The following is a 21,150-nucleotide window of genomic DNA, read 5'->3' on the forward strand; positions in this document are numbered from 1 at the left end:
AAAGCGCACGATCCAGACTTGTGACGCTCGCAAACACAATAATTTTTAGATAAGATTTCTATGCCTCCCGATTAAGTATCTTTGCGGGGAACTTGACTTTATGAGATGGAATTGAGTTTCATTGCTCACGAGCTCGCAGCCACTACTTTAGAATTATTACTAGCAACCGATACATCTTATGCCCAGCGTACTTCAAATTCCACTTCACGATTTTCATGCCGCTCAAGGCGCACGGTTCGTTGCTTTCGGCGGTTGGAATATGCCGGTGCAATACACTAGTATCTTAGAGGAACACAAGGCAGTGCGTGAAGCCGCCGGGCTCTTTGATGTGAGTCACATGGGGGAGTTTTTCGTGCAGGGCAGCGATGCGGCCCTGTTTTTGGACCGTTTGGTGGTGAATGCCGTGGCCAGTGCGCCAATCGGGAAGGCGGTCTATTCCCCGATGTGTAACAGTGAAGGCACGGTGGTGGATGATCTGATTGTCTATCGCACCGGAGAGGAGGCGTTTCTGGTCTGTGTCAACGCGGGGAATATTGAAAAAGACTACGGCTGGTTCTTGAAGCAGGCCGAGCGTTGGGGCTTGGATGTGAGTGTAGAGGATCAATCCGACGATTACGCGCTGTTGGCGCTGCAGGGGCCTCAGGCGGAAGCGATTTTACTGGCCGTTGGACTCGAAGAGGTTGCCGAAATTAAGCGCTTTTGGCACCAGTTGGTGACATTTGGGGGTGAAAAGATTCGCATATGTCGCACGGGCTACACCGGAGAGGATGGCTTTGAGATCTATAGTTCGCCCAAGGTGGCCGAGGTGTTGGCGAAGCAAATTATGTCCGAGGGCGAAGCCTTTGGGGTGAAGCTCTGTGGCTTGGGGGCGCGTGACAGCTTGCGCCTGGAAGCGGGCTTGCCGCTGTATGGGCATGAGTTGAGCGACCATATCACTCCATTTGAGGCCAGTCTCGACTGGACGGTGAAACTGAATAAGACTGATTTTATTGGTAAGAACGCGCTGACGGAGCAGAAGGAGAATGGCATTCCGTGTCGCGTGGTGCATTTCAAGCTCGAGGGGCGCCGTATCGCGCGTGAGGGCACGCCGGTGTTGGATGAGGCGGGCGAAGTTGTGGGGCAAGTGCTCTCTGGCACCTTGTCGCCGATTTTGAGCTGCCCGATTGGCAGCGCAATTGTTCGTAGTGAGGTTAAGGACGCACCACTATTTGTAGATCTGCGTGGGAACCAACTGGCGCTGCAAATCGCAAAGCCTCCACTGCACAAGTAGTGGGTTTTATTCGCTTTGCGGTGGGAAGCTGGCTAAGATTTCGGAGACGATCTGCTGTACTTCTTGATCATTGGGAGCGCTCCAGCCCAGGCGTTTGGTATAGGTGCCGCGCCAGACGAGTTCCTTGCTAGCTTGGTCGATGATGTCGACGATGAAGGTGCCTTCTTCGTATTGATTCACGTCGATTCGGCTGAATGCGCCGTATCCATGATAAGGATAGCGCCGGAAGGGAGTAGGGCCGACTCCGAGGTCGTTGACTTCGGTCTTGGTCTTGGTGATGGTGTTGAAGGTGACGCGAAAGTCGGGTTGGGCGCAGTCTTGGCTCATGCCTTTGGCTTGTAGTGTGCGGCTGATCGCTTGCTCAATGCGCCGATCTACGATGGGACTGAGGACGATGTCCTGATAGTTGGAGCGCTCCTCGCGGCTATCGATCACGAAGCACTTGTAATTGCTGAGCTTTGCTTTGGCGGAGCGGTCGTAGTCGACGGTTGTGGGAGAAACACAGCCTGCAAAGAATAGAGTCGCAAGTAAGAGAAGTTGGACGATGGGCTTCATGGTTATAGGAACAGTAATTGAAGGTCGCTGGATTGCAACTGTGAGTTTGCAGAGGAGCTATGGTTTGAATGCATTGCAGGCTTGGTGGCGGAGCTGGCCTTGGGGATGTCGTCGTGGGATGCAGCTGTGTGCCGTTGTCTTGGTGATATAATTATATGGGACGTTGCTTGTTTACGAAGCTTGTCTCTGCCACTTGCTAGCTTTCAATTGGCTGTATGAGAGCGGTGATTCAACGAGTATCGAAAGCGCATGTAACTGTGGCCGGCGAGGTGGTCGGCCAGATCGGGCCCGGTGTATTGGTCTTTCTGGGCGTGGGTAAGGAGGATTCGCAGGCGGATGCCGATTGGTTGGTCCGGCGCATCGTTAAGTTGCGCATCTTTGAGTCGGAGCCAGGGCGTATGAATGAATCCTTGTTGGATATCTGTGGGCAGGCATTGGTGATCAGCCAGTTCACCTTGTTCGGTAGTTTGAAGAAGGGGAATCGGCCGTCGTTTAACCGCGCTGCATTGCCGGAGCAGGCGGTGCCGCTTTACGAGTATTTTGTGACTCGCTTGAGGCAGGACTTGGGCCAAACAGTGGCGGCCGGGGTGTTTGGCGCGCACATGGATATCGAGGCCCAGAATGATGGGCCTATCACATTGGTAGTGGATACGCAGGAGCGAGACTTTTGATCGCCAGGGCGATTATTGCCGATGCGCTTCGATGTTGATGGTGACGTTCACTTCGTTGCCGACCGCGGGTTGACCGCCATTCACGCCCCATTCGGTGCGATCCAGTGTGGTGGTGGCTTCCCATCCGGAAAGGTATTTCCCACGCATGCCTTCGCCGAAGCCGAGTAGTTCGACATCGAGGGTGACGGGTTTAGTGATGCCGTTAAAGCTGAGGTCGCCAGTGACTTTGAATTGGTTTTCGTCCTCCGTGGCCTTCCACTGGGTGGACTTAAAGGTCATGAGTGGATGTTTGGCTGCGTTGAAGTAGTCGTCTTCCTGCAGGTGTGCATCACGCTTGTCGCTATCGGTGTCGACGGAAGGGATCTGGATCGTGGCTTCGACGGAGTTTTGGCTGAGGTCGTCGCGGTTAATGGTGAGTGTGCCTTCGAACTCGGAAAAGTTGCCCGTGGTCTTAGCGACGAAGTGGCGGATGCTGAATTTTACCGAGGAGTGGCTGGTGTCGATTACGTAGGTTTCCACTTCGGCGGCATGGCCAATGAGTGAAGCTAGAACTGCGCTGGTAAGTAGGAGGATGGTTTTCTTCATGATTGATTGCGTCCTTTATAATGGTAATTGCACGCGGGGTGCCTAGATGAATTCGGGAATGTTCTCTTTGGTTCCTTTGACAGAGAGGATTTTAACTTGTTCACCATCGACCCAGATTTTGAAGGCTTTTCCAGAGCACTGGAATACTTCGGGCTCGAGCGGCAAGGCGTCGGGATATGTTGCTTTATCGGCAGTGATCAGGTGATAAGTCTGTCCGCCTTTGAAGCAAATCATGCTGAATTTGGCGCCTTCGTATTCATAGGTGATACAGCCGATCGTGGGTAATTTTTCCAAGCAATCGGGGATCGCTTGTGGCGAGGGTGAATGTTTACTGGCTAGGAATGTTTGCAACTTTTCGGCTTGTACATCGCGGTGTTCAAACTGGCTTCTGCGCAGGGAGTCGATTTCGTTCGAGAGGAACTGAATGACGGGGGGGAGGCCTGCAACGGCTGCTTGCTCGGTGGGCTGTGAGCTTTTGGGCACATTCATGATGGCCATCATGACCACGAAGAGCGCGGCGATTCCGGCCCATGGGCTTTGCCACCATGCGCGGGCTTGCGGTGTGTTGCTGGTGTCTTGGGGGAAGTCTTCGCGGGCGCTGGGTTCGAAAGGAATGCTGGCATCGCTAGCTACGTCGCTGGCCGTATCGCTGGCATGTGCCTGGTGGAGGCGCATGCCTGCCAGAATGCTGGCCTTTAGGTCGACGGGAACTTCGACGGCGCAGATGCTCTCGCTGATGCGGGCGTCGATGGCTTGTTGTTCGTCAAACCAATCTTTGAGTTCGGGATCGTTTTCGAGCAGGGCAAAGGCTTCGGCAAGCACGGGGTCTTGACGATCGTCTGTATTGCCGGGACGGCAGAGTTCGAGGAGTTGTTTGGCTTCTTCGCGGTTCATTACGTGACTCCTTTAGGCGGTTTCGGTTTCCTTGCGTTTAAAAATGTCGCGCAGCTGTGCTTTGCCTCGGGAGAGGCGCGACATGATGGTGCCGATGGGCACGTCCAAGGTTTCGGCGATCTCTTTATATGAGAGATCTTTCATGTAAAATAGGGCGAGTGGCTGACGGTAAACTTCGTCAACCTCTTCGAGGGCTTGGACGGCTAGGTTGGCGTCCAATGAGCGACGGATATGTGGCTCTTCGGTGCCGCCGACGACTTCGAGCATCTCGGGCTCGTAATGGTCCATGCGGCTGTCTTTGCGGCGGCGACGTAAAAACTCGCGATAGAGCGTGGTGAATAACCAGGATTTCACCTTGGACTTATCGCGCAAGCTGTCGCCCTTTTCTGCAAAGATGAAAAAAGTCTGCTGGGCGAGGTCGCCCGCCTCATGCTCGTTTTTGGCTAGGCTGTAGCCGAAACGATAGAGCGGTTGATAATAGGCACTCACGATTTCGTCGAAGTTTAAGGTTTCTGTATCGTTCATGTGAGTGCTGGGGGCGGGGCTTATTCCCGAAATTATATATTGGTGTGGTATAGGGGGCGCGGCTAGAGGATTAGCATGGCATCTCCGTAGCTGTAAAAGCGATACTTGTGATCAATGGCTTCGGCGTAAAGTTCCTTTAACCACTCGATTCCATCTTTGCTGCCTGGTGTCAAAAAGGCCGACACGAGGCAGAGTAGAGTGGATTTTGGTAGGTGAAAGTTTGTGATCATGCCGTCAATTCCCGCAAATTGTGCGGGTGGATAGATGTAAATGTCGGCCTCGGCTTGCACGGAGCCAGAGGGGGTGATGCAGCTTTCGGGGGCGCTTTGGCTGCGGCGCATGGCGTCTTCGATCGAGCGCACCGAGGTGGTGCCGACGGCGATGCGGGGGCCGGCTTCGGGCTTATTGAGCTCAGCAAAGGCGGTGGCTGGTATCTCATACCACTCGTGGTGGATGTTGTGGTCTTGGATGTTCTCGACTTGGATGGGGTGAAAGGTGCCGATGCCGACTTGTAGGGTGAGATCGTGAAATTGTGCGCCGCTTTTCTCTAGTTCGGAGATCAGGCCGGGGGTGAAGTGGAGTCCGGCAGTGGGTGCGGCCACCGCGATGCGTTTGTCCAAATCGGCATAGACGGTCTGGTAGCGCTCGTTGTCGTTTTGGCGACGCGGGTCGTCCTGGCTGCGCTCGATGTAGGGGGGCAGGGGCAGGATGCCGAGTCGCTCCGAGAGCTCGGTGACTGATTCGTCGCGTTCGGGATGAAAGCGGACGCGGTAGTTGCCGTTGCTGCCGGCTTCCAGCACCTCGGCGTGATATTCGCCGGGCAGGCCGAAGCGACCCGCGTTGAAGGTTTTCTTGCCGGGCTTGAGCAGGCACCACCAAGTCGTTGCGTCTTCGGCGGGCTGTAACAGCAGGCACTCGACCTTGCCGCCGGTCGGGCGTTGGCCAAAGAGGCGTGCTTTGAGCACCGCCGCGTTGTTGCGGAAAAAGCGTGCTTGGGGGGGCAGGTATTGGCCGATCTCTGAGAAATGTGTGTGCGTCACGCGACGGGTGGCGCGGTCGACGACCATCAAGCGGGAGGCATCGCGAACGGCTGCGGGTTCTTGCGCGATGAGCTCTGTGGGGAGGTGATAGTCGAAGAGGGAAATATTCATTGCAGAGCTTTTTCGCGTGGGAAGGCGGCGAGGTAAACATTTTTATCTTTAATATTTGGCCGGCTTTGTTGCTATGAGGCGCATGAATTTAATTACACCCGAAGTTCGTTCGCAAATACAAGAGCTCACGCGTCGTGCCGGCCATATCTGGAGGTATCTTTGACGGGGCGACTAAAATTACACAAATTGAAGCGCTGGAAGCGCAAATGAGTGAAGCCAGCTTTTGGGATGACCAGGCGGCGGCACAGAAAGTGATCGGCGAGGCGAACCGTTTGAAAAATACGGTGAATCCGGCTAAGGCCTTTAATGCGGAAGTCGCGGACATGCAGGCGATGCTGGAGCTCGTCGATGAAATGGAGGGCGATCCGGATGCGGAGGCGTATCAGCAAGAGATTCTGGATACTTTGAAGCGTTTGCAGCCGAAGCTGGATCAGCTGGAGCTGGCCTCGTTCCTGAGCGGGCCGCATGATGCTTGTAACGCGTTTTTGACTGTAAACTCCGGAGCCGGCGGCACCGAGAGCTGCGATTGGGCGGATATGATGCTGCGCATGTATACCCGCTGGGCCGAGCATGCCGGCTTTAAGACGGAGGTGCTCGACATCCAACCCGGTGAAGATGCGGGCATCAGTTCGGCGACCATCCGTATCGAGGGGCCCAACGCCTTCGGCTATGCCAAGGCCGAGCGCGGCGTGCACCGCTTGGTGCGGATCAGCCCCTTCGATTCCAATGCGCGTCGTCACACTTCCTTTTCCTCGGTAGATGTCACCGCAGAGATCGAAGACGATGTCGAGATCGAGATCGACGAAGCCGACATTCGGACCGATGTCTATCGCGCCAGTGGTAAAGGCGGGCAGCACGTGAATCGCACTGAGTCTGCCGTGCGTCTGACGCACTTGCCCAGTGGCATCGTGGTGACCTGTCAGAATGAGCGCTCGCAGATCAAAAATAAGGCGACCGCCATGAAGACCTTGAAATCACGTCTCTACGAAAAGCAAGAAGATGAGAAGCGCAGCGAGATGGAGAAATTTTACGGTGAGAAAGGTGAAATCGCCTGGGGGAACCAGATTCGCTCCTATGTCTTTCAGCCCTATCAGATGGTCAAAGACCTTCGCACTGGCGTGGAAACCGGCAATGTGCAAGCCGTGATGGACGGCGCGCTCGATCCCTTCATCCACGCCTGGCTTCGCGCTGGGGGCCCCACTTCACGCAAGGCAGCCGCCGATCGTGAATTTGGCGACGAGTAAGTAAGAGAAAACTGATATAGAAAACTAACATGGTTGGTTTACCCGCAATTTCAGGCTGTCTGCAGCAAATCGCTGTTTATGGCAGTTAAGAAGAAAACGAAACTCCCAATGTCACGGAGAATGGTTTCACCATTTTGCGCGATTTGATTGTTTCTGTTTGTATTAAATGCTTTGATACGGCGTTGTTTCGCGCCGTCTCTTGACATATTTGCGTGCTCAGGCAGGTGTATTGTTCTTATTGGATTTTCTCCGCATTTAGTTCGTTGAAGGGCTTGAGCGAGGGTCCTACACCACTCGATATGAAAGAAGCACATTTATCCGGCCTTAGCTATGAAGACGCGTTGCAGGCGTTCTCTGATCAGAGCTTGTTTGAGAATAAGACCTGGCGCTATTCGCCCGAGGCGTTTCCGCTGACGTCGGCGCAGGTGAAGCAGATTGAACAGATTGGGCAGGCCTGCTATGAGTTTTATCGAGCGCAGGAGACGCTCTATCTGCGCTCGGTCGAGGGGAAGAATTTACTGCGCAATCGGCCGCTGAAAGCGCCCTGGGTGGCGGCGTATTTGGATCGTGGCAAGCCAGAGGCCTTGATTGCGCATGCGCGGGCAAAGGCGCTGCGCGGGACGGTGCCGATGGTGATCCGACCCGATTTATTGGTGACGGAAGAGGGCTTTGCCATGACTGAGATCGACTCGGTGCCGGGCGGCATTGGGCTGACGGCTTTCTTGAATCGGCTCTATACTGATGTGCATGGCGATGCGCTGATCGGTGCCGGCACGCAGGATATGGTGAGCGCCTTTTACGGGGTGCTGGCCAGTCGGGTACCGAATGTCTCTGCGCCTTATATTGCGGTAGTTGTGAGTGACGAGGCCGCGACCTATCGCCCGGAAATGGAGTGGCTCGCCTCGCAGTTGCGCCTGCTCGGCAAGCGTGTGCATGTTTTCCACCCCGATGATGTGATGCCGCTGGGCGACGATATCTGTGTGGACATGGATGGCGAGCCGCAGAAGGTGGATGTGATCTACCGATTCTGGGAGCTCTTCGACCTCGCCAATGTTTCGATTGCCGACTTTTTGCTCAAGGCGCGTGAGGCTTCGCAGGTGCGGTTGACTCCGCCGATGCGCCCCTTTCAGGAGGAAAAGCTCAATCTGGCACTCTTTCACCATCATATGTTGGAAGATTATTGGCGGGAAAATCTCTCCAAGCAGTCTTACAAAGCCTTGGCGAAGGTGATCCCTAAGACCTGGGTCATGGATCCCGTCGAACTGCCGCCCAATGCAGTCTTGGATGCGCCCTATGTGGGAGGCAAGCCGATGACCGATTGGTCGCAGTTGATCGAGGCGAGTAAAAAAGAGCGTAATTTGATTATCAAAATCAGCGGTTTTCACGAGAGTGCATGGGGCGCGCGTAGCGTGACCCTAGGCAGCGACTCTTCGCGCTCTGACTGGGAGAGTGCGATTCAACAGGCGATCGCGATGGCCGACACTTCACTGCATATTTTACAAAGCTACGAAAAGCCGAAGCGTTTGCGGCATCCGGTCTACAGCGACGACGGTCGTCTCTATCAGATGGAGGGGCGCATGCGACTCTGTCCTTACTACTTTGTGGATGAGTCGGCCAAGCTTGCTAACCTTCAGGGCATTTTGGCCACGCTCTGTCCCGCAGATAAGAAGATTATACACGGGATGAAAGACGCCGCCTTGCTGCCCTGTGTGCTTAGTGATTCGCCTCGCTAAACGGTCGAATAGGACAGGCGTGGCACTTTTTAGAAGACGAAGCGCAGATTTGTGCAGAATCGGCGTCTTTTTTGCTTTCTAACTTCCCTATCTGAGCGAAATGCCTATGAAATTCAAATGCACGGGTGCCGCTGAGCCAACGATATTTTACCTAACATCAGTTTCTCATGACAACAAAAGCTACAAAGTCTAAAAGATCTTCCACTAAAAAAGCACCCTCCGCAAAGGTCGCGGAGAAGGCTTTTCGTTTCGACGTTGGTGATACTAAAGAGTCGATGAAGACATCGATTCTGAATCACTTGCGTTTTACGCTGGCACGCCACCAGGCGAGCGCGACTAAGGACGAGTGGTGGACGGCCACCTGTTATGCGGTGCGCGACCGCCTGCTGGATCGTTTTATGAAGACCCAGGCAGTGCATCACGAGCAAAAGGTGCGCCGTGCCTATTACCTGAGTTTGGAATATTTGATGGGCCGCCTGTTGGTGAATAATTTGCATAATGCCGGACTGTTCGATCAGACGCGCGATGCGCTGACGGAGCTGGGGCAAGATTTTAATGAAGTTTGCGACGAAGAGGCCGATATGGGGCTTGGTAATGGTGGCCTTGGTCGCCTCGCAGCATGTTTCCTGGATTCGCTGGCCACACTGGATTTGCCAGCGGTCGGTTATGGTATCCACTACGAATTCGGTCTATTCCGTCAGGAGTTTAAGGACGGCTATCAAGTCGAGCATCCGGATGTCTGGATGGAGAAAGGCTGCCCCTGGGAAGTGATGCGCCCGAATTACGCTCAAAAGGTACAACTGTATGGTCGTGTCGAGCACCAGATGGACAGCAAGGGCGTCTTTAAGCCAAAGTGGGTGGACTGCAAGGTGCTTGAGGGCGTGCCCTATGATATTGGTATCGTTGGGCATGGTGGCGAGACGGTTAATTTCTTGCGCCTGTGGGATTCCAAATCGACTCAAGAGTTTGATCTTAATATTTTCAATGAGGGAGGCTATGTCGAAGCCGTTCGCGAAAAGGCAATGGGGGAGACAATCTCCAAGGTGCTTTATCCAAATGACTCGACTGAAAATGGTAAGGAGCTGCGCTTGGTGCAGCAGTATTTCTTCGTGAGTTGCTCGCTGAAGGATATCATCCGCCGCTTCCATGCAAATCATAGTGATTGGGCGGATTTTGATGATTACAATGCGATTCAGCTAAACGACACCCACCCTGCGATCGCAATTCCGGAATTGATGCGCCTCTTGATCGATGAGTATGGTCTCGACTGGGATGCGGCTTGGAAGATCACGCGTAACACTTGCAACTATACCAACCACACCTTACTGCCAGAGGCGCTGGAAAAGTGGAGTGTGCCTCTCTTTGAAAAGGTATTGCCGCGTCATTTGGAAATCATTTACGAGATCAACGCTCGCTTCCTGCAAGACGAAGTCGAAGCGAAATGGCCTGGGGATGATGCTAAGAAGTCCGAGCTCTCCATCATCGAAGAGGGCTATCCTAAGATGGTGCGCATGGCCTATCTGTCTGTGGTGGGCTCGACCAAGGTCAATGGTGTGGCTGCGCTGCACACTGAACTATTGAAGAAGCATCTCTTCGCGACCTTCCACGAACTCTATCCGAACAAGTTGATCAATATGACCAATGGCATTACGCCGCGCCGCTGGTTGCTGGCCTGTAATCCAGGCTTAAGTGAATTGATCACAGAGAAGGTTGGCGATGATTGGCCGAAACATCTCGATCAATTGCAGGACATTGCAAAACTCGCCGACGACGCGGAATTCCAAGAGCGTTTCATGGACATTAAGCGCTCGAATAAGCAAGCCTTTGCCGATTTCGTGTTGGAAGATTCGGGCACGGTTATTAGCCCTGATGCGCTCTTTGATGTGCAGATCAAGCGTCTGCACGAATACAAGCGCCAGCACCTAAACCTGCTGCACATCCTTACGCTCTACCGCCGTCTTTTGAACGATCCGAGTTATGAGATGAATCCGCGTGTCTTTATCTTCGGAGCGAAGGCTGCGCCAGGCTACGCGCTGGCTAAGAACATCATTCGCGCCATCAACAAGGTGGCCGATAAGGTGAACAACGATCCCCGCATTAACGATAAGATTAAAATCGTCTTCCCGCAAAACTATCGCGTGACCATGGCAGAAAAGATGATCCCAGCTGCGGATCTCTCCGAGCAAATCTCGACTGCAGGTAAGGAAGCTTCCGGCACCGGCAACATGAAGCTGGCCCTGAATGGCGCACTGACTATCGGCACCCTGGATGGAGCCAATGTGGAAATCGGCGAAGAAGTTGGCGACGACAATATTTTCATCTTCGGTAATACGGTCGAGCAGGTCGATGCGATTCGCTCCAAGGGCTACAATCCATACGATTATTACAACAGCAATTGGGAGCTTAAGGCTGTCATTGACTGGTTGCGCTCCGATTACTTCACTCCTGGCGAGCACGACGCTTTTGCGCCGCTTTGCAGCAGCTGGCTGGAAGGGGGCGACCCATTCCTTTGCCTTGCAGACTACGCCGACTATGTGCGTGCTCAGGAAGAAGTGGATAAAGCCTTCAGCGATAAGAAACGCTGGGCCAAGATGGCCATTATGAATACTGCGCGCGTAGGCAAGTTCTCCTCCGACCGCACCATTGCACAATACGCAGAGCAAATCTGGCATCTTAAGCCCGTCAAAATCGGTGCTTAGTCCCTGAGGTCGGAGGTCAGAGAACAGAGGTCAGAGAACAGAGGTCAGCTACTGTGAAGCAGTTCGTTATGGAAATCGCGGCATGCGCCATTTTGGCGAGATCGGAAGCGCTATAACTGATTGATATTCATATCGGGCCTCTGGCCTCTGTCTGCGGGCCTCTGTCTTCTGACTGCTCTCTCTCAGGTTCATAATGTAAGAGTGTGTGTTTCAGCGCTTCCAGTGGCAGCGTTGTTATCATTGCGCGCGTACATGCTTAGAGCTGCCGTCAACACGACGATGATCATGTGCTTGCAAAGCGGTTTTAAAGCGACAGAACTACGCATGGCTAGTTTTTGACTCACGAAGCCAGCCGAAACCTCTTACTTTCCAAATCCTTCTACTTTCGATCAGCAATGGAGCCGAGTTCAGCTAAGCATCGTCGTCACTCATTGAAGCGGCGACACATGGGGCCTCCCGCCAAGGGAGCCCGCAAGCATGCATCCTCGAAGCGGGTCGCGCCGACGGAATCTTTCGCGCCGCCTCCAGTGGCTTCGCGCAGAATGATTAGCTTGCCCAAACCGCCGGGGCCACCGCCTGCGTTTAAGCTGTTTCTAGGCGCATTTTTGAGTGTGATGCTCTTAATCGCACTCGGTGGGGGCTATAATGCAGTGGCTTTAGCATTTGCACTGTTGTTGCCGGGCATCGCCTTGGTGATCAAGCCTCCCAGCAAGGGGCTGGGGAAGCTCGGGGATTTTGGTTTCGTGGGCCTATTGCTGTGCTTGCTGCTGGCCTTTGTGCCGCAGTTTTATTGGCCGTCTGCCGCTTGGCGAGAGGAAGCAGCCGCACTCGGTATTGATTTGCCCGCGACTTTGTCGGTGCAGCCTTGGTTGAGTTTTGAGGCTTGGTTGCTGACGTTGGCGGGCTTTGGCTGGTTGTATGCGGCCTTGCAGTGGCCTGTGAATCTATCGGGGCGCCGTTGGTTGTATTTTGGATTGTCGATACTCGTTTGTGGGCTCGCGGGATTTGTGCTTTGGGGCAACCTAATGGGCGCGCGTTACCCCGCCGCGGGGGAAGTGGCTGTCTTTAGCTATTTCAAAGATCCCAAGCTGACGGCTAGTCTGCTGGCGATCGCTGGCATCGCCACTTTTATCTATTCCATCGAAGGGCTGCGTTCGCGCAACTTGGTGCCTCTAATCGGGGTGCCGGCAACTGTGCTTTGTTTCGCCGGCTTACTTGTGTCAGGGGCCTGTGTGGGGCTGTTACTGTATTTTTCCGGCATCGCATTGTGGTTTGTTTGTAGTATACGCTCACGCTCTTTGCCACGTGCGTTTAAGTTCGGCTTCCCTCTGGTGGTGCTGATATTCGGCGTAGTGCTCGTGAATAATGATCGCAGCGTGCAGCGTATGCTGGATCTCGTACGCACTGACACGCAGTTGAATGATCGCTTGCGACTGCCCGTATATGCGGATGCGACGGACATGGTGTTGGCTGCGCCATTGAGTGGTTTTGGGCTGGGCTCGTTTTCGGCTGTGTTCCCTCAGTATCGTGAGGCTTCTGCTAATTTTCAGACTGTGGCTCAGCCGAAGAGCGATCTTTTATGGCTTGCGTCTGAGGGCGGATTGCTGGCGCTTGTTTTCTTTGCGATCTTTCTATTCGCCTATGCCAAGCGTTGCCGTGGCATGCTGGAGGGGGCCAGTGCGAGTTATCGTTTGCTGGCTCTGATCGCGGTGATCATCTTTGCCTTGAACGGCTTATTCGATGTGCCATGGCACCGCCCCGGTACGATGTACTTTGCGATTTTGTTGGCGGCGTTGGCATTGCCGACACGCACGCGAGCGGCCACCCATCTTCCCAAACTGTTCTGGCGAGCTTCGGGCGCATTATTGATTTTGTTCGGCTTACTCTGGTTGGCGGCAGGACTTTTCAATGCACCGTTTTACTCAGCAGTTAAATTGTCACAGGCGCAGGCTACCTTAGAGGCGCAGCTGTCGGAGGGCACGAAGCCCCCGGAGCGACCGTCTGAGGCGGATTTCGCGAATGCGACAGCAGTCGCGGATAGCTGGGTCGCCCAGCGTCCTCTTGACTGGCGGGCTTATTCGCTGCGTGCGCAACTTCGGTTGCAGGATACGCGGGATCTGGAGCAGGCCGATGCAGATTTTCGCCGTGCGCGTTTCGTCGAGCCGGTTTTGGGCGTGGTGAGTCAGGCCGAGGGGCGCGCTTGGTTGCCCTATGATCCAGAACGCGTGGTGGGGGCATGGCGAGAGACCTTGTTGCGAGAAATTGAGGATAAAGATCGCACTTACTCGAGCATGCTGCAGCAGGCCAGTGAGTCTTCAAGGCTGCAGGAGCGTATGGCCCGTCTGTCGGAAGTGGACCCTTACTATCGTGCATTCTTTTTATGTTCTCTGCGTGGACGGGAACTACAGCGGGAGATGGCGCGTGAACTCGCGAAGGATGCCGGGTTGAAAGCTTACAACGTAAAACTGCGCACTGAAATTGTGGAAAATTGGATCCAGCACGGAGACTTGAATTTGGCCGAAGCGTTCTTACAAAGCTATGAAGATTCCTTGGCCAATCGCTGGTGGCTGTGGTCTTTGTTATTAAAGGATCAGGCGAAATTCCAGCAGGCGATTCAACAGATTCGTGAGCATGTCGAGGTGCCTGAAATCCCGGCAGTGAAGGTGAACCTGGAAGAAGTGTCGATGGCACGTTTGACGCGTGAATATGCGGTTGATTCCGGAGACCGGATGAAGGGCGCGACTCTCATTTCGATTTATTTGGAGGGACAGGAATATGAAAAAGCCCTGTCTGTTTTGGACCGACTGCTTGAGACGCCTCAGCCACCCTTGTATCTCTACTACTGGCGCGCGGAGTGTCTCTACCAGTTGCAGGATTATATTGAGAGCTGGTATTCTTTTGAGAAATATTTGGAGAGGCTGTGGGGACGGGATGACGCCGCTAACCCAGTAGCTCAGGGATCGTAAAGGAAAAGGTCGTCCCTTCGCCGGTCGCGGATTCCCAGGTTAGGTGTCCACCGTGGCGCTGAATGAAATCTTCACAGAGCAATAGGCCGAAGCCTGAGCCCATTTCGCCGGAGGTACCGCTCTTTTGTTTGCGACCGTCGATCTTAAGCAAGAGTGCCTGAGTATCTTCTGTCATGCCGACGCCCTTGTCTTTAACCTGAAACTCCCATAGCCCCGGTTGGCGATAGATGCAGACTTTAATCTCGCCGCCTTGGTGGGAAAACTTGATCGCATTGGTCAATAGGTTGCGAAAGATCGCTTGTAGCATGTAGGGGTCGGCACGGATGATGCCTGAGTCGAAGGCATCGATTTTAATGCGTTGTTTTTTCTGATGCGCCACTGCGTGTAAGCGGTCGACCTCAGTGTTGAGTAGCTGCAAAATATCGATGGATTCGAGGCGAAACTTGAGCTCTTGGCCCGAGTTGCGCGTCCAGGCGACCAAATCTTTGAGCAGATCTTCCGCATCTTGGCCCGCCTTGTAGATGAGTCCGCTGAGACGTTTGGCCTCTTCGATGTCGTTTTGTTCGAGTCGCTGGTCCAGCATCCGGACGATGCCTAGCACGCCGCCAATCGCTGAGCGCAAGTCATGGCCCACCAGCGAGAGCAATTTATCTTTTGAGTGGTTGAGCGCCTGCAGGCGTATTTCCTCATCCGTTGGGCTGCCATGGATAAAGCCGTTGGAGCTGTCTAGCGGGTATCCATTAAACTGTGTCGGCGGGGTATTTGAATCCATATTGGGCCGACGATACTTATTCTTCTCGCCATGTAAAGGCATGACAGAGCGCAACCGCGGCCGCATCGGACTCGTCGAAGCGTAGTTCGAAATTGGTGCCGGTTATGTTTTGAATGGTGCGGGCGACTTGCTCCTTACTGGCGCGTCCCATGCCGACCACGGCCTGTTTGATGCGTAGCGGTGCATATTCGAATACGGGCAGCCCGCGCATGGCGGCGGTGCCGATGGCCGCGCCCCGGGCTGCTCCTAGGATTTGCGCGGTCTGAAAGTTTTGCACGTAGATGGTTTGCTCCACGGCGACATGGTCGACGGAGTGTTGATTTAAGAAATCGTCCACTTGATTGCCAATCGCGCCCAAGCACTCCGGCATCGAGAGACTGCGGTGTAGTTTCAAGGTGGCGGCTTCCAATATACGGGCTGTGCCATCGGCGCTGTAGTCGAGCACCGCAAAGCCACTGCCGCGTAAGCTGGGGTCGATGCCTAACACCCGCCCGCGAAAACTCCGGCCCAGTGTGACCCGTGTGGGCGCCTGCTTGGCGCCTGCGGCCTTTCCGCCGCGGGCGATGTGCGCCGCCCATAGTTTTCGTGTTGAGTTACTGGCCATGGCTTTAGGGAATAATGAGTTTGATACCGCCCACGATTACAAAGAACCAGATCAAGTATTCAAACAGCTTTTGATTGATGTGTTTCACGATCATTGGTGCGATTGCAGCACCCATCACTGAATAGAGCATAAAGCTGGCGCTGAAACGAATCGAGGCGAAATCGATGATTTGTAAGTCCACCATCAGTGGCACTTTCACTAGGTTCGCGAGTAAGAAGAACCAGGCCGAGGTGCCAATGTAAGCATATTTCGGCAGACCGGAGGCGATGAAGTAAAGCGCGGCCACTGGACCCGCGGCGTTGGCGACCATGGTGGCAAAGCCGCCAATGATGCCAGTGCTGCTGATAAATACGGGATGGTGAGGTAGGGTGTCGATTTCGGTCGCATGGCGGCGTAACCATTTGCGGTAAAAGTGCACCCCGGTCATGCTGAGTAGGATCAGCCCGATTAAAAAGCGCACCTGCGCATCGTCGACGCGGCTGAACACAAAGTAGCCGATCACAATGCCTGTCAGCATCCACGGGGCGAGTTTCCAGATGTAGCGCCATTCGGCATGACGACGGTAGACGATCACCGCGATGATGTCGGCCGAAATTAAAATTGGCAGTAAGATGCCCACCGATGCCTTGGGCGGCAGTGCCAGCGCCATTAGCACCACCGTGATATTGCCGACGCCGGGCAGGCCGCCCTTGCCCAAGCCCACTAAGAAGGCGCCCAGAGCGATCAGTCCATATTGCCATAGTTCGAGTGTGTCCATCGTCGCGAGCCTTGCATTCCGCGCCGCTTTGGCAAGAGTGCTTCAATCTATGCGATGGAAATGTATATGCGCCTATGATGGCACCGATTTTGATGGCTGGCAGCGCCAGCCGGGCGGCGAAGCTGTGCAAAATTATCTCGAGCGCGCGCTCTCGCAGATCTTTGACCAGCCGATTCAACTGCAGGGCAGCGGCCGCACCGATGCGGGCGTGCATGCGCGTGGGCAGTGCTTCCACTTTGATGCCGATTGGGCGCACGCTCCGGAAAAGCTGATACGTGCCTTGCACTCGATCTTGCCGACTTCCTTGAAGATTCATTCGGTCAAGCAGGTGAGCGAGGACTTTCATGCGCGCTTCTCTGTGACTGGTAAGCGCTACCTGTATCGCTACTATCTGGGCCGTGCGGACCCGATCGACGATCGCTACGTCTGGGCCTGCCGCGATCTGCCACTGGACGTCGAGGCGATGCAAGCGGCCGCCGACATTCTGGTCGGCACTCACGATTTTTCGGCCTACAGCGCCAGCCATGGTAAGGATAGCGATCCCAACACGGTCAAAACCGTCACTCGGCTGCAGATCAAGCAGAGCGGTAAGCACCTGCGCCTGGATGCCGAAGGCAGTGGCTTTCTTTATCGCATGGTGCGCAGCTTCGCAGGCGCACTGCACTCGGTCGGCCGGGGGCAACTGAGTCCTGCTGATATCGCAGAAATTCTTGCCTCTAAAGAACGCACCCACCGCATCGTGACCGCGCCCGCCAAGGGTCTATTTTTGGATAAGGTATTCTATCCTTAGGTGAGGAGGGCGCTGTGCCCTGCGTAGCTCGAAGAGCGAAGCACGGGTGACGGCGCCGGCAAAAGGTCTCTTTTTGGATAAGTTTTTTTATTGAAAGAAACTTGCAATAAAGGACTTCTTGATAACAGTCGCGTCTATCTATGGAAAATGCGACAGTAAGTACATGCCGTAGCCACGGCTGGCTCGATCACCTTGCGATAGGAATGGCAGCGGTTTGCGCCTTCCATTGCTTGTTGACGCCGATTCTCGTGATCGCGTTACCGATCATCGCGACGAGCTTTTTTGTGCATGAGGATTTCCATTTATGGATGATTCTGCTGGTGCTGCCGACGACAGGTTTTGCAGTTTTTATGGGTTGTCGTCAGCACAAGGACCGCTGGGTGGCGGTATTCAGCGCCATCGGTCTTTCGATTTTAGTTTTTTCCCTGGTGCAGGAGCGTTTGCACAGTGCGGGGCAGATGGAGGCGGCGAATGAAGCGGCGCATTGTTCAGCTTGCGCGGGCGATGTGCTAGCAGAGCCCGCTCCACTGCACAGCGCGGCATGGATCAATACGCTGGGCGGCTTGACTCTAGCGAGCGCGCATATTCGCAACTTCCGGCTGTGCCGCAAGCGTCGTTGCCAGCACGATTAGAGCTGAGACCAGCGCGACTCACGCCGCTCCCCAAAACGGTGCAGTGGCCTCGGTTCTCTGAACCGGGGTGGAGGAGGCGGTGGCCTCGGTTCTCTGAACCGGGGAGCGGTGGGGATTGGGAACGTCGAACGTCGAACATCGAACGTCCAACTTCGAATAATGAACCTTGATTCAAAAGCTGGAAGCCAGAGGTCTGAAAACAGAAGCCAGTCACTGTGAATCAGTCAGTTATGAAAATCACGGCATGCGTCATTTTGCGAGACAGGAAGTGCCATCACTGATTGATATTCATCTCTTGCCTCTGATATCCATTCGAAAAAAGTTTGGTCCTAATAGATATGTCTTTTGTAACCTCGGTTCTCTGAACCGGGGCGATGCCGATCGCCCCCGAAACAAAGTTTCGAGGCTACGCAAAGCCCAAGCTTATAGATCATATATTCTTAGAAGTGGTATGACATCTGTCTTCTGACTGCTTTGTCTAAGTTGAATGAAATAGCGCACCCATCAGAGATTCATCATTGGACGTTCGATGTTGGACGTTCAACGTTCAATCTGCCTCAAGACATGAGTCTTCAAGCGGCTACGGTGCACTGGCCTCGGTTCTCTGAACCGGGGTGGTGGTCGTGGAGGAGGGCCGCGCGGCTAGGGCTTCGCGCACTCGTCGCACACGCCATAGACTTCCATCATGTGGGCGATCTGTGAGTAGCCGTGCGCTTGGGCGCGTTTCACGACTTCGTGCCCGACACAGACATCCAGCCGCTCGGCTTTGTGGCACTCGCGGCAAATCAGGTGGTGGTAGTGCTCGTCGGGCGCTGTCAGTTCGAAGAGGTGGGTGCCGTTTTCCAAGGGCACGCGTTGCAGCACGCCGAGCTTTTCAAAGGTTTCCAGGTTGCGGTAGACAGTCACCAAATCAGACGCGGGCAGCTGCCCGCGTTCGCGTATTTCTTCCGCGCTGGCCGGACGATCCATACTCAGGAGTGCCCCGAGCACGCATTCGCGTTTTTTTGTCATGCGGCCGCCAGTCGCCTTGAGGCGTTCCAGGATGATGTCCAATAACTCTGGTTTTTCTATACTCATGCGGCTTCCCTAAAAAAAGAGCCTGATCGGATATTCAGTCCGATCAAGCTCTTTTGAAAGTCGCGGTTTTCGCGCGGGGGGATTAAAACTCCATGCGTGCGCCGATTGTGACATTACGCCTGGGCAGTGGGGCTACGTCCTTGATGTAGGAGGTGTGATGTCGGATTTCTTCATCCAGCAAATTGTTGGCCTGGGCAAAGAGTGTCAGATCGATACCGCTGCCGAGCTGGAAGGTATAAGCGAGGTCTGCTTTGAGTTCGGTGTAAGCATCGGTTTCGGTTTCCAGCGGCGCGGTGTCGTTTTGCTCGAACGCATGACGTAGCAGTAAGCCGGCATCCCACTTGCCATGAGCCCACTGGATCTTTCCGCCCATCCGTAGGGGAGGGATGCGGGGTAAGTTATCGTTGCCGTCACGATTTTCTGCCCGCACGAAGTCACTCATCAGGCCGACTTGTAATTGGCTATCTTCTGAGCGAAAGAGGATGCGGTTTAACTCTGCTTCAAATCCATAGAAGTTGGCATTTACATGGTCGTAGGCGTAGACATCCAGTTCGCTCACAATACCGAGCGCGGTTGCGTCGGCTTCAGCCGCGTAGATGTAATCCTCGAAGTAGGTGTAGAAGAGCGATGCGCTCGCTTCCCACTTGTTTCCTTGATAGCGATAGGTCAGATCTACGCCGTAGGCGGTTTCCAGCCCTAAGTTTGCATCCCCACGCTCATATTGGCTAGTGACGATGTGTTCGCCGTCAGCATAGAGTTCGGTGGAGGTGGGATGGCGCTGTGAGCGTTGTAAGGAGAGTGCGAGCGAGTTGCGCTCATTGATGTCGTAGATGATGCCTACGGCTAGGCTCATGGCCATGTCGCTGTAGTCGGTGGTGCCAGCCGCATTGATTTGCTGGGTTTCTAGTCGACCGCCGAACTCATAATGCCAATCGCCGTGGTGAATGTGTTCGCTGATGAAGATGGCTTGATTGCGAGTTTGAGTGGCAGGGCCGAAGGCGGCGCCCTCTTCGCCTGTGGCTTCGAATTCGGTATCAGAGATCTGAATACCAACGATGCCCTCGTCGATGATTGACCATTCGTAGTGCGCCGCTTCGGCTCGCAGCTCCAAGCCATCACGTTCGAATACGGTGCCTGTTTCATCGCCTTCAAGCTCGATGTGCTGGTAGTCGGTGTATCCGAAGCGGACGCGAGCAGCCTCGATCCAGGCAATCGGCTCGAAGATTGCGAGTTCCAGATCGAAGCGCTTGCGTTCGAGATCGATGGCCACGCCCTCTTCTGCGTGTTCGTCCTCGTCGTCATGGTCATGATCGTCTTCCTCATGTTCGTGCTCATGTCCTGGCACGCCATAGTTCGAGTTGTAAGATGAGAAAGACGCGCCGATATAGTTCTGCTCGCCAAAGAACCAGCTACTGCCTACGGAGTAGTAGTCAGTTTCGACGAAGCTACTGCCTAGTTCGTCACTGCTCGTTTCTTCGTGCTCATCATCGTCATGATCGTGCTCTTCTTCGTGGAAGGCTTCGGCGTCGCCGGCGATTTCATAGTTGTCGGCATTTCGTTTGAGGCCTGTCACGCTGAGTGTCCAGTGTTCGCCGCCGATGGTGCCGTAGCCGAGGTGGGTCTCTCCGTTGGATACGCTATCGTAGCGGGTTTCGATGGCCCCTTCGTAGCCTTTCGAATCGACGCGTTCGCGTGGGATTTCTTTGCCCATAACATTGACGACTCCGCCGATAGCGGAGCTGCCGTAGAGCAGGGTGGAGGGGCCACGTAGTATTTCTACGCGGTCCGTGAGTAGTGGCTCCACGGATACGGCGTGGTCGGGGCTGGTTTCAGACACATCGAGTGAGCCGAGTCCAGCCTCCAGAATGCGCACGCGTGGGCCGTCAAAGCCGCGAATGATCGGACGGCTGGCACCGCCACCAAAGCTGGTCGCGGTCACACCAGCTTGTCCATCGAGCAGCTCACCGAGACTGCTGCCACCTTCTTTTCGAATGGCGGCTTCGTCGAGCGAGGTGAAAGGGCTGCTATAATCTTCGATTGCCCGAGCGACGGGTCCTGCGGAGACGATATACTCCTTGAGCTCGTAAATGGGCGTATTGGCGACTGAATTATTGTCCGCGTGAAGTGTTGTAAGAGCGCACGCGAGAGCGCTCATTGAAAGCTTTTGATGAAATTGCATGTGATATGAGTACTGACTTGTTTGACCGGCGAGCCGGCTTCCGGGA

The 21,150-nt window shown here is 54.5% G+C and carries 18 protein-coding genes; 8 read left to right on the forward strand and 10 right to left on the reverse strand.

The genetic code is table 11. The features are described from left to right. The first annotated feature begins 178 nt into the window (after positions 1-178). Positions 179-1,270, forward strand: a complete 1,092-nt coding sequence (gene gcvT / locus SH580_RS12380) for a glycine cleavage system aminomethyltransferase GcvT (protein WP_319831173.1) — start codon at positions 179-181, stop codon at positions 1,268-1,270. 6 nt (positions 1,271-1,276) lie between these two features. Here the strand turns inward: gcvT and SH580_RS12385 are convergent, their stop codons facing one another. After that, positions 1,277-1,825, reverse strand: a complete 549-nt coding sequence (locus SH580_RS12385; RefSeq protein ID WP_319831174.1) for a DUF4136 domain-containing protein — start codon at positions 1,823-1,825, stop codon at positions 1,277-1,279. Between the two features lie 215 nt (positions 1,826-2,040). Here SH580_RS12385 and dtd point away from each other — a divergent pair, with 215 nt between their 5' ends. Further along, positions 2,041-2,496, forward strand: a complete 456-nt coding sequence (gene dtd / locus SH580_RS12390) for a D-aminoacyl-tRNA deacylase (protein ID WP_319831175.1) — start codon at positions 2,041-2,043, stop codon at positions 2,494-2,496. Between the two features lie 12 nt (positions 2,497-2,508). On the opposite strand, the gene SH580_RS12395 is transcribed toward dtd, so the two are convergent. The 4 genes from SH580_RS12395 to queA all read right to left on the reverse strand — a co-directional run bounded on the left by SH580_RS12395 (position 2,509) and on the right by queA (position 5,651). After that, complete coding sequence (locus SH580_RS12395; protein ID WP_319831176.1) at positions 2,509-3,081, reverse strand: YceI family protein; 573 nt, start codon at positions 3,079-3,081, stop codon at positions 2,509-2,511. Positions 3,082-3,123: 42 nt separating this feature from the next. Beyond that, positions 3,124-3,975, reverse strand: coding sequence for a hypothetical protein (locus tag SH580_RS12400; RefSeq protein WP_319831177.1), 852 nt, complete (start codon positions 3,973-3,975; stop codon positions 3,124-3,126). Positions 3,976-3,987: 12 nt separating this feature from the next. Next, entirely contained in the window at positions 3,988-4,500 is a 513-nt protein-coding gene (locus SH580_RS12405; RefSeq protein ID WP_319831178.1) for an RNA polymerase sigma factor, read from the reverse strand. 62 nt (positions 4,501-4,562) lie between these two features. Continuing rightward, entirely contained in the window at positions 4,563-5,651 is a 1,089-nt protein-coding gene (gene queA / locus SH580_RS12410; RefSeq protein WP_319831179.1) for a tRNA preQ1(34) S-adenosylmethionine ribosyltransferase-isomerase QueA, read from the reverse strand. An 82-nt stretch (positions 5,652-5,733) separates the two neighbouring features. Between queA and prfB the strand changes: the two genes are divergently transcribed. The 4 genes from prfB (at position 5,734) to SH580_RS12430 (ending at position 14,293) form a co-directional block, all read left to right on the forward strand. Further along, positions 5,734-6,895, forward strand: a protein-coding gene (gene prfB, locus SH580_RS12415; RefSeq protein WP_308951692.1) for a peptide chain release factor 2 whose coding sequence is annotated in 2 segments (ribosomal slippage) — positions 5,734-5,811 and positions 5,813-6,895 — 1,161 coding nt in all. Because the reading frame shifts where the segments join, the coding sequence is not laid out codon by codon here. A 299-nt stretch (positions 6,896-7,194) separates the two neighbouring features. Further along, positions 7,195-8,628 (forward strand): hypothetical protein, encoded by a 1,434-nt coding sequence (locus SH580_RS12420; protein WP_319831180.1) that lies wholly within the window; start codon positions 7,195-7,197, stop codon positions 8,626-8,628. 167 nt (positions 8,629-8,795) lie between these two features. Further along, on the forward strand, positions 8,796-11,327 hold the full coding sequence (locus SH580_RS12425; protein WP_319831181.1) for a glycogen/starch/alpha-glucan phosphorylase: 2,532 nt from the start codon (positions 8,796-8,798) through the stop codon (positions 11,325-11,327). A 395-nt stretch (positions 11,328-11,722) separates the two neighbouring features. Then, a complete protein-coding gene (locus SH580_RS12430) occupies positions 11,723-14,293 on the forward strand; it encodes an O-antigen ligase family protein (protein ID WP_319831182.1) in 2,571 nt (856 codons plus the stop codon). On the opposite strand, the gene SH580_RS12435 is transcribed toward SH580_RS12430, so the two are convergent. The 3 genes from SH580_RS12435 to SH580_RS12445 are packed head-to-tail and all read right to left on the reverse strand — an operon-like array spanning position 14,268 to position 16,426. Beyond that, positions 14,268-15,065, reverse strand: coding sequence for a sensor histidine kinase (locus tag SH580_RS12435; RefSeq protein ID WP_319831183.1), 798 nt, complete (start codon positions 15,063-15,065; stop codon positions 14,268-14,270). The genes SH580_RS12430 and SH580_RS12435 overlap by 26 nt on opposite strands. Before the next feature lie 16 nt (positions 15,066-15,081). Continuing rightward, positions 15,082-15,669 (reverse strand): crossover junction endodeoxyribonuclease RuvC, encoded by a 588-nt coding sequence (gene ruvC, locus SH580_RS12440; protein WP_319831184.1) that lies wholly within the window; start codon positions 15,667-15,669, stop codon positions 15,082-15,084. Between the two features lie 4 nt (positions 15,670-15,673). Beyond that, positions 15,674-16,426: a sulfite exporter TauE/SafE family protein gene (locus SH580_RS12445; protein ID WP_319831185.1), complete on the reverse strand. Its 753-nt coding sequence runs from the start codon at positions 16,424-16,426 to the stop codon at positions 15,674-15,676. 49 nt (positions 16,427-16,475) lie between these two features. Between SH580_RS12445 and truA the strand changes: the two genes are divergently transcribed. Both truA and SH580_RS12455 read left to right on the forward strand, forming a co-directional pair. Further along, positions 16,476-17,216, forward strand: coding sequence for a tRNA pseudouridine(38-40) synthase TruA (gene truA, locus SH580_RS12450; RefSeq protein WP_319831186.1), 741 nt, complete (start codon positions 16,476-16,478; stop codon positions 17,214-17,216). A 140-nt stretch (positions 17,217-17,356) separates the two neighbouring features. Beyond that, positions 17,357-17,848: a MerC domain-containing protein gene (locus SH580_RS12455; RefSeq protein WP_308984927.1), complete on the forward strand. Its 492-nt coding sequence runs from the start codon at positions 17,357-17,359 to the stop codon at positions 17,846-17,848. A 642-nt stretch (positions 17,849-18,490) separates the two neighbouring features. Here SH580_RS12455 and SH580_RS12460 read toward each other — a convergent pair. Together SH580_RS12460 and SH580_RS12465 are read right to left on the reverse strand one after the other, a co-directional pair. Further along, positions 18,491-18,925 carry a Fur family transcriptional regulator gene (locus SH580_RS12460; RefSeq protein WP_319831187.1) on the reverse strand — a complete coding sequence of 145 codons (435 nt, stop codon included), beginning with the start codon at positions 18,923-18,925 and terminating at the stop codon, positions 18,491-18,493. Between the two features lie 82 nt (positions 18,926-19,007). Then, positions 19,008-21,080: a TonB-dependent receptor gene (locus SH580_RS12465; protein ID WP_319831188.1), complete on the reverse strand. Its 2,073-nt coding sequence runs from the start codon at positions 21,078-21,080 to the stop codon at positions 19,008-19,010. Positions 21,081-21,150: the final 70 nt, after the last annotated feature.

Origin of the sequence: Coraliomargarita algicola (genome assembly GCF_033878955.1) — a bacterium.
GTDB classification, from domain to species: domain Bacteria; phylum Verrucomicrobiota; class Verrucomicrobiia; order Opitutales; family Coraliomargaritaceae; genus Thalassobacterium; species Thalassobacterium algicola.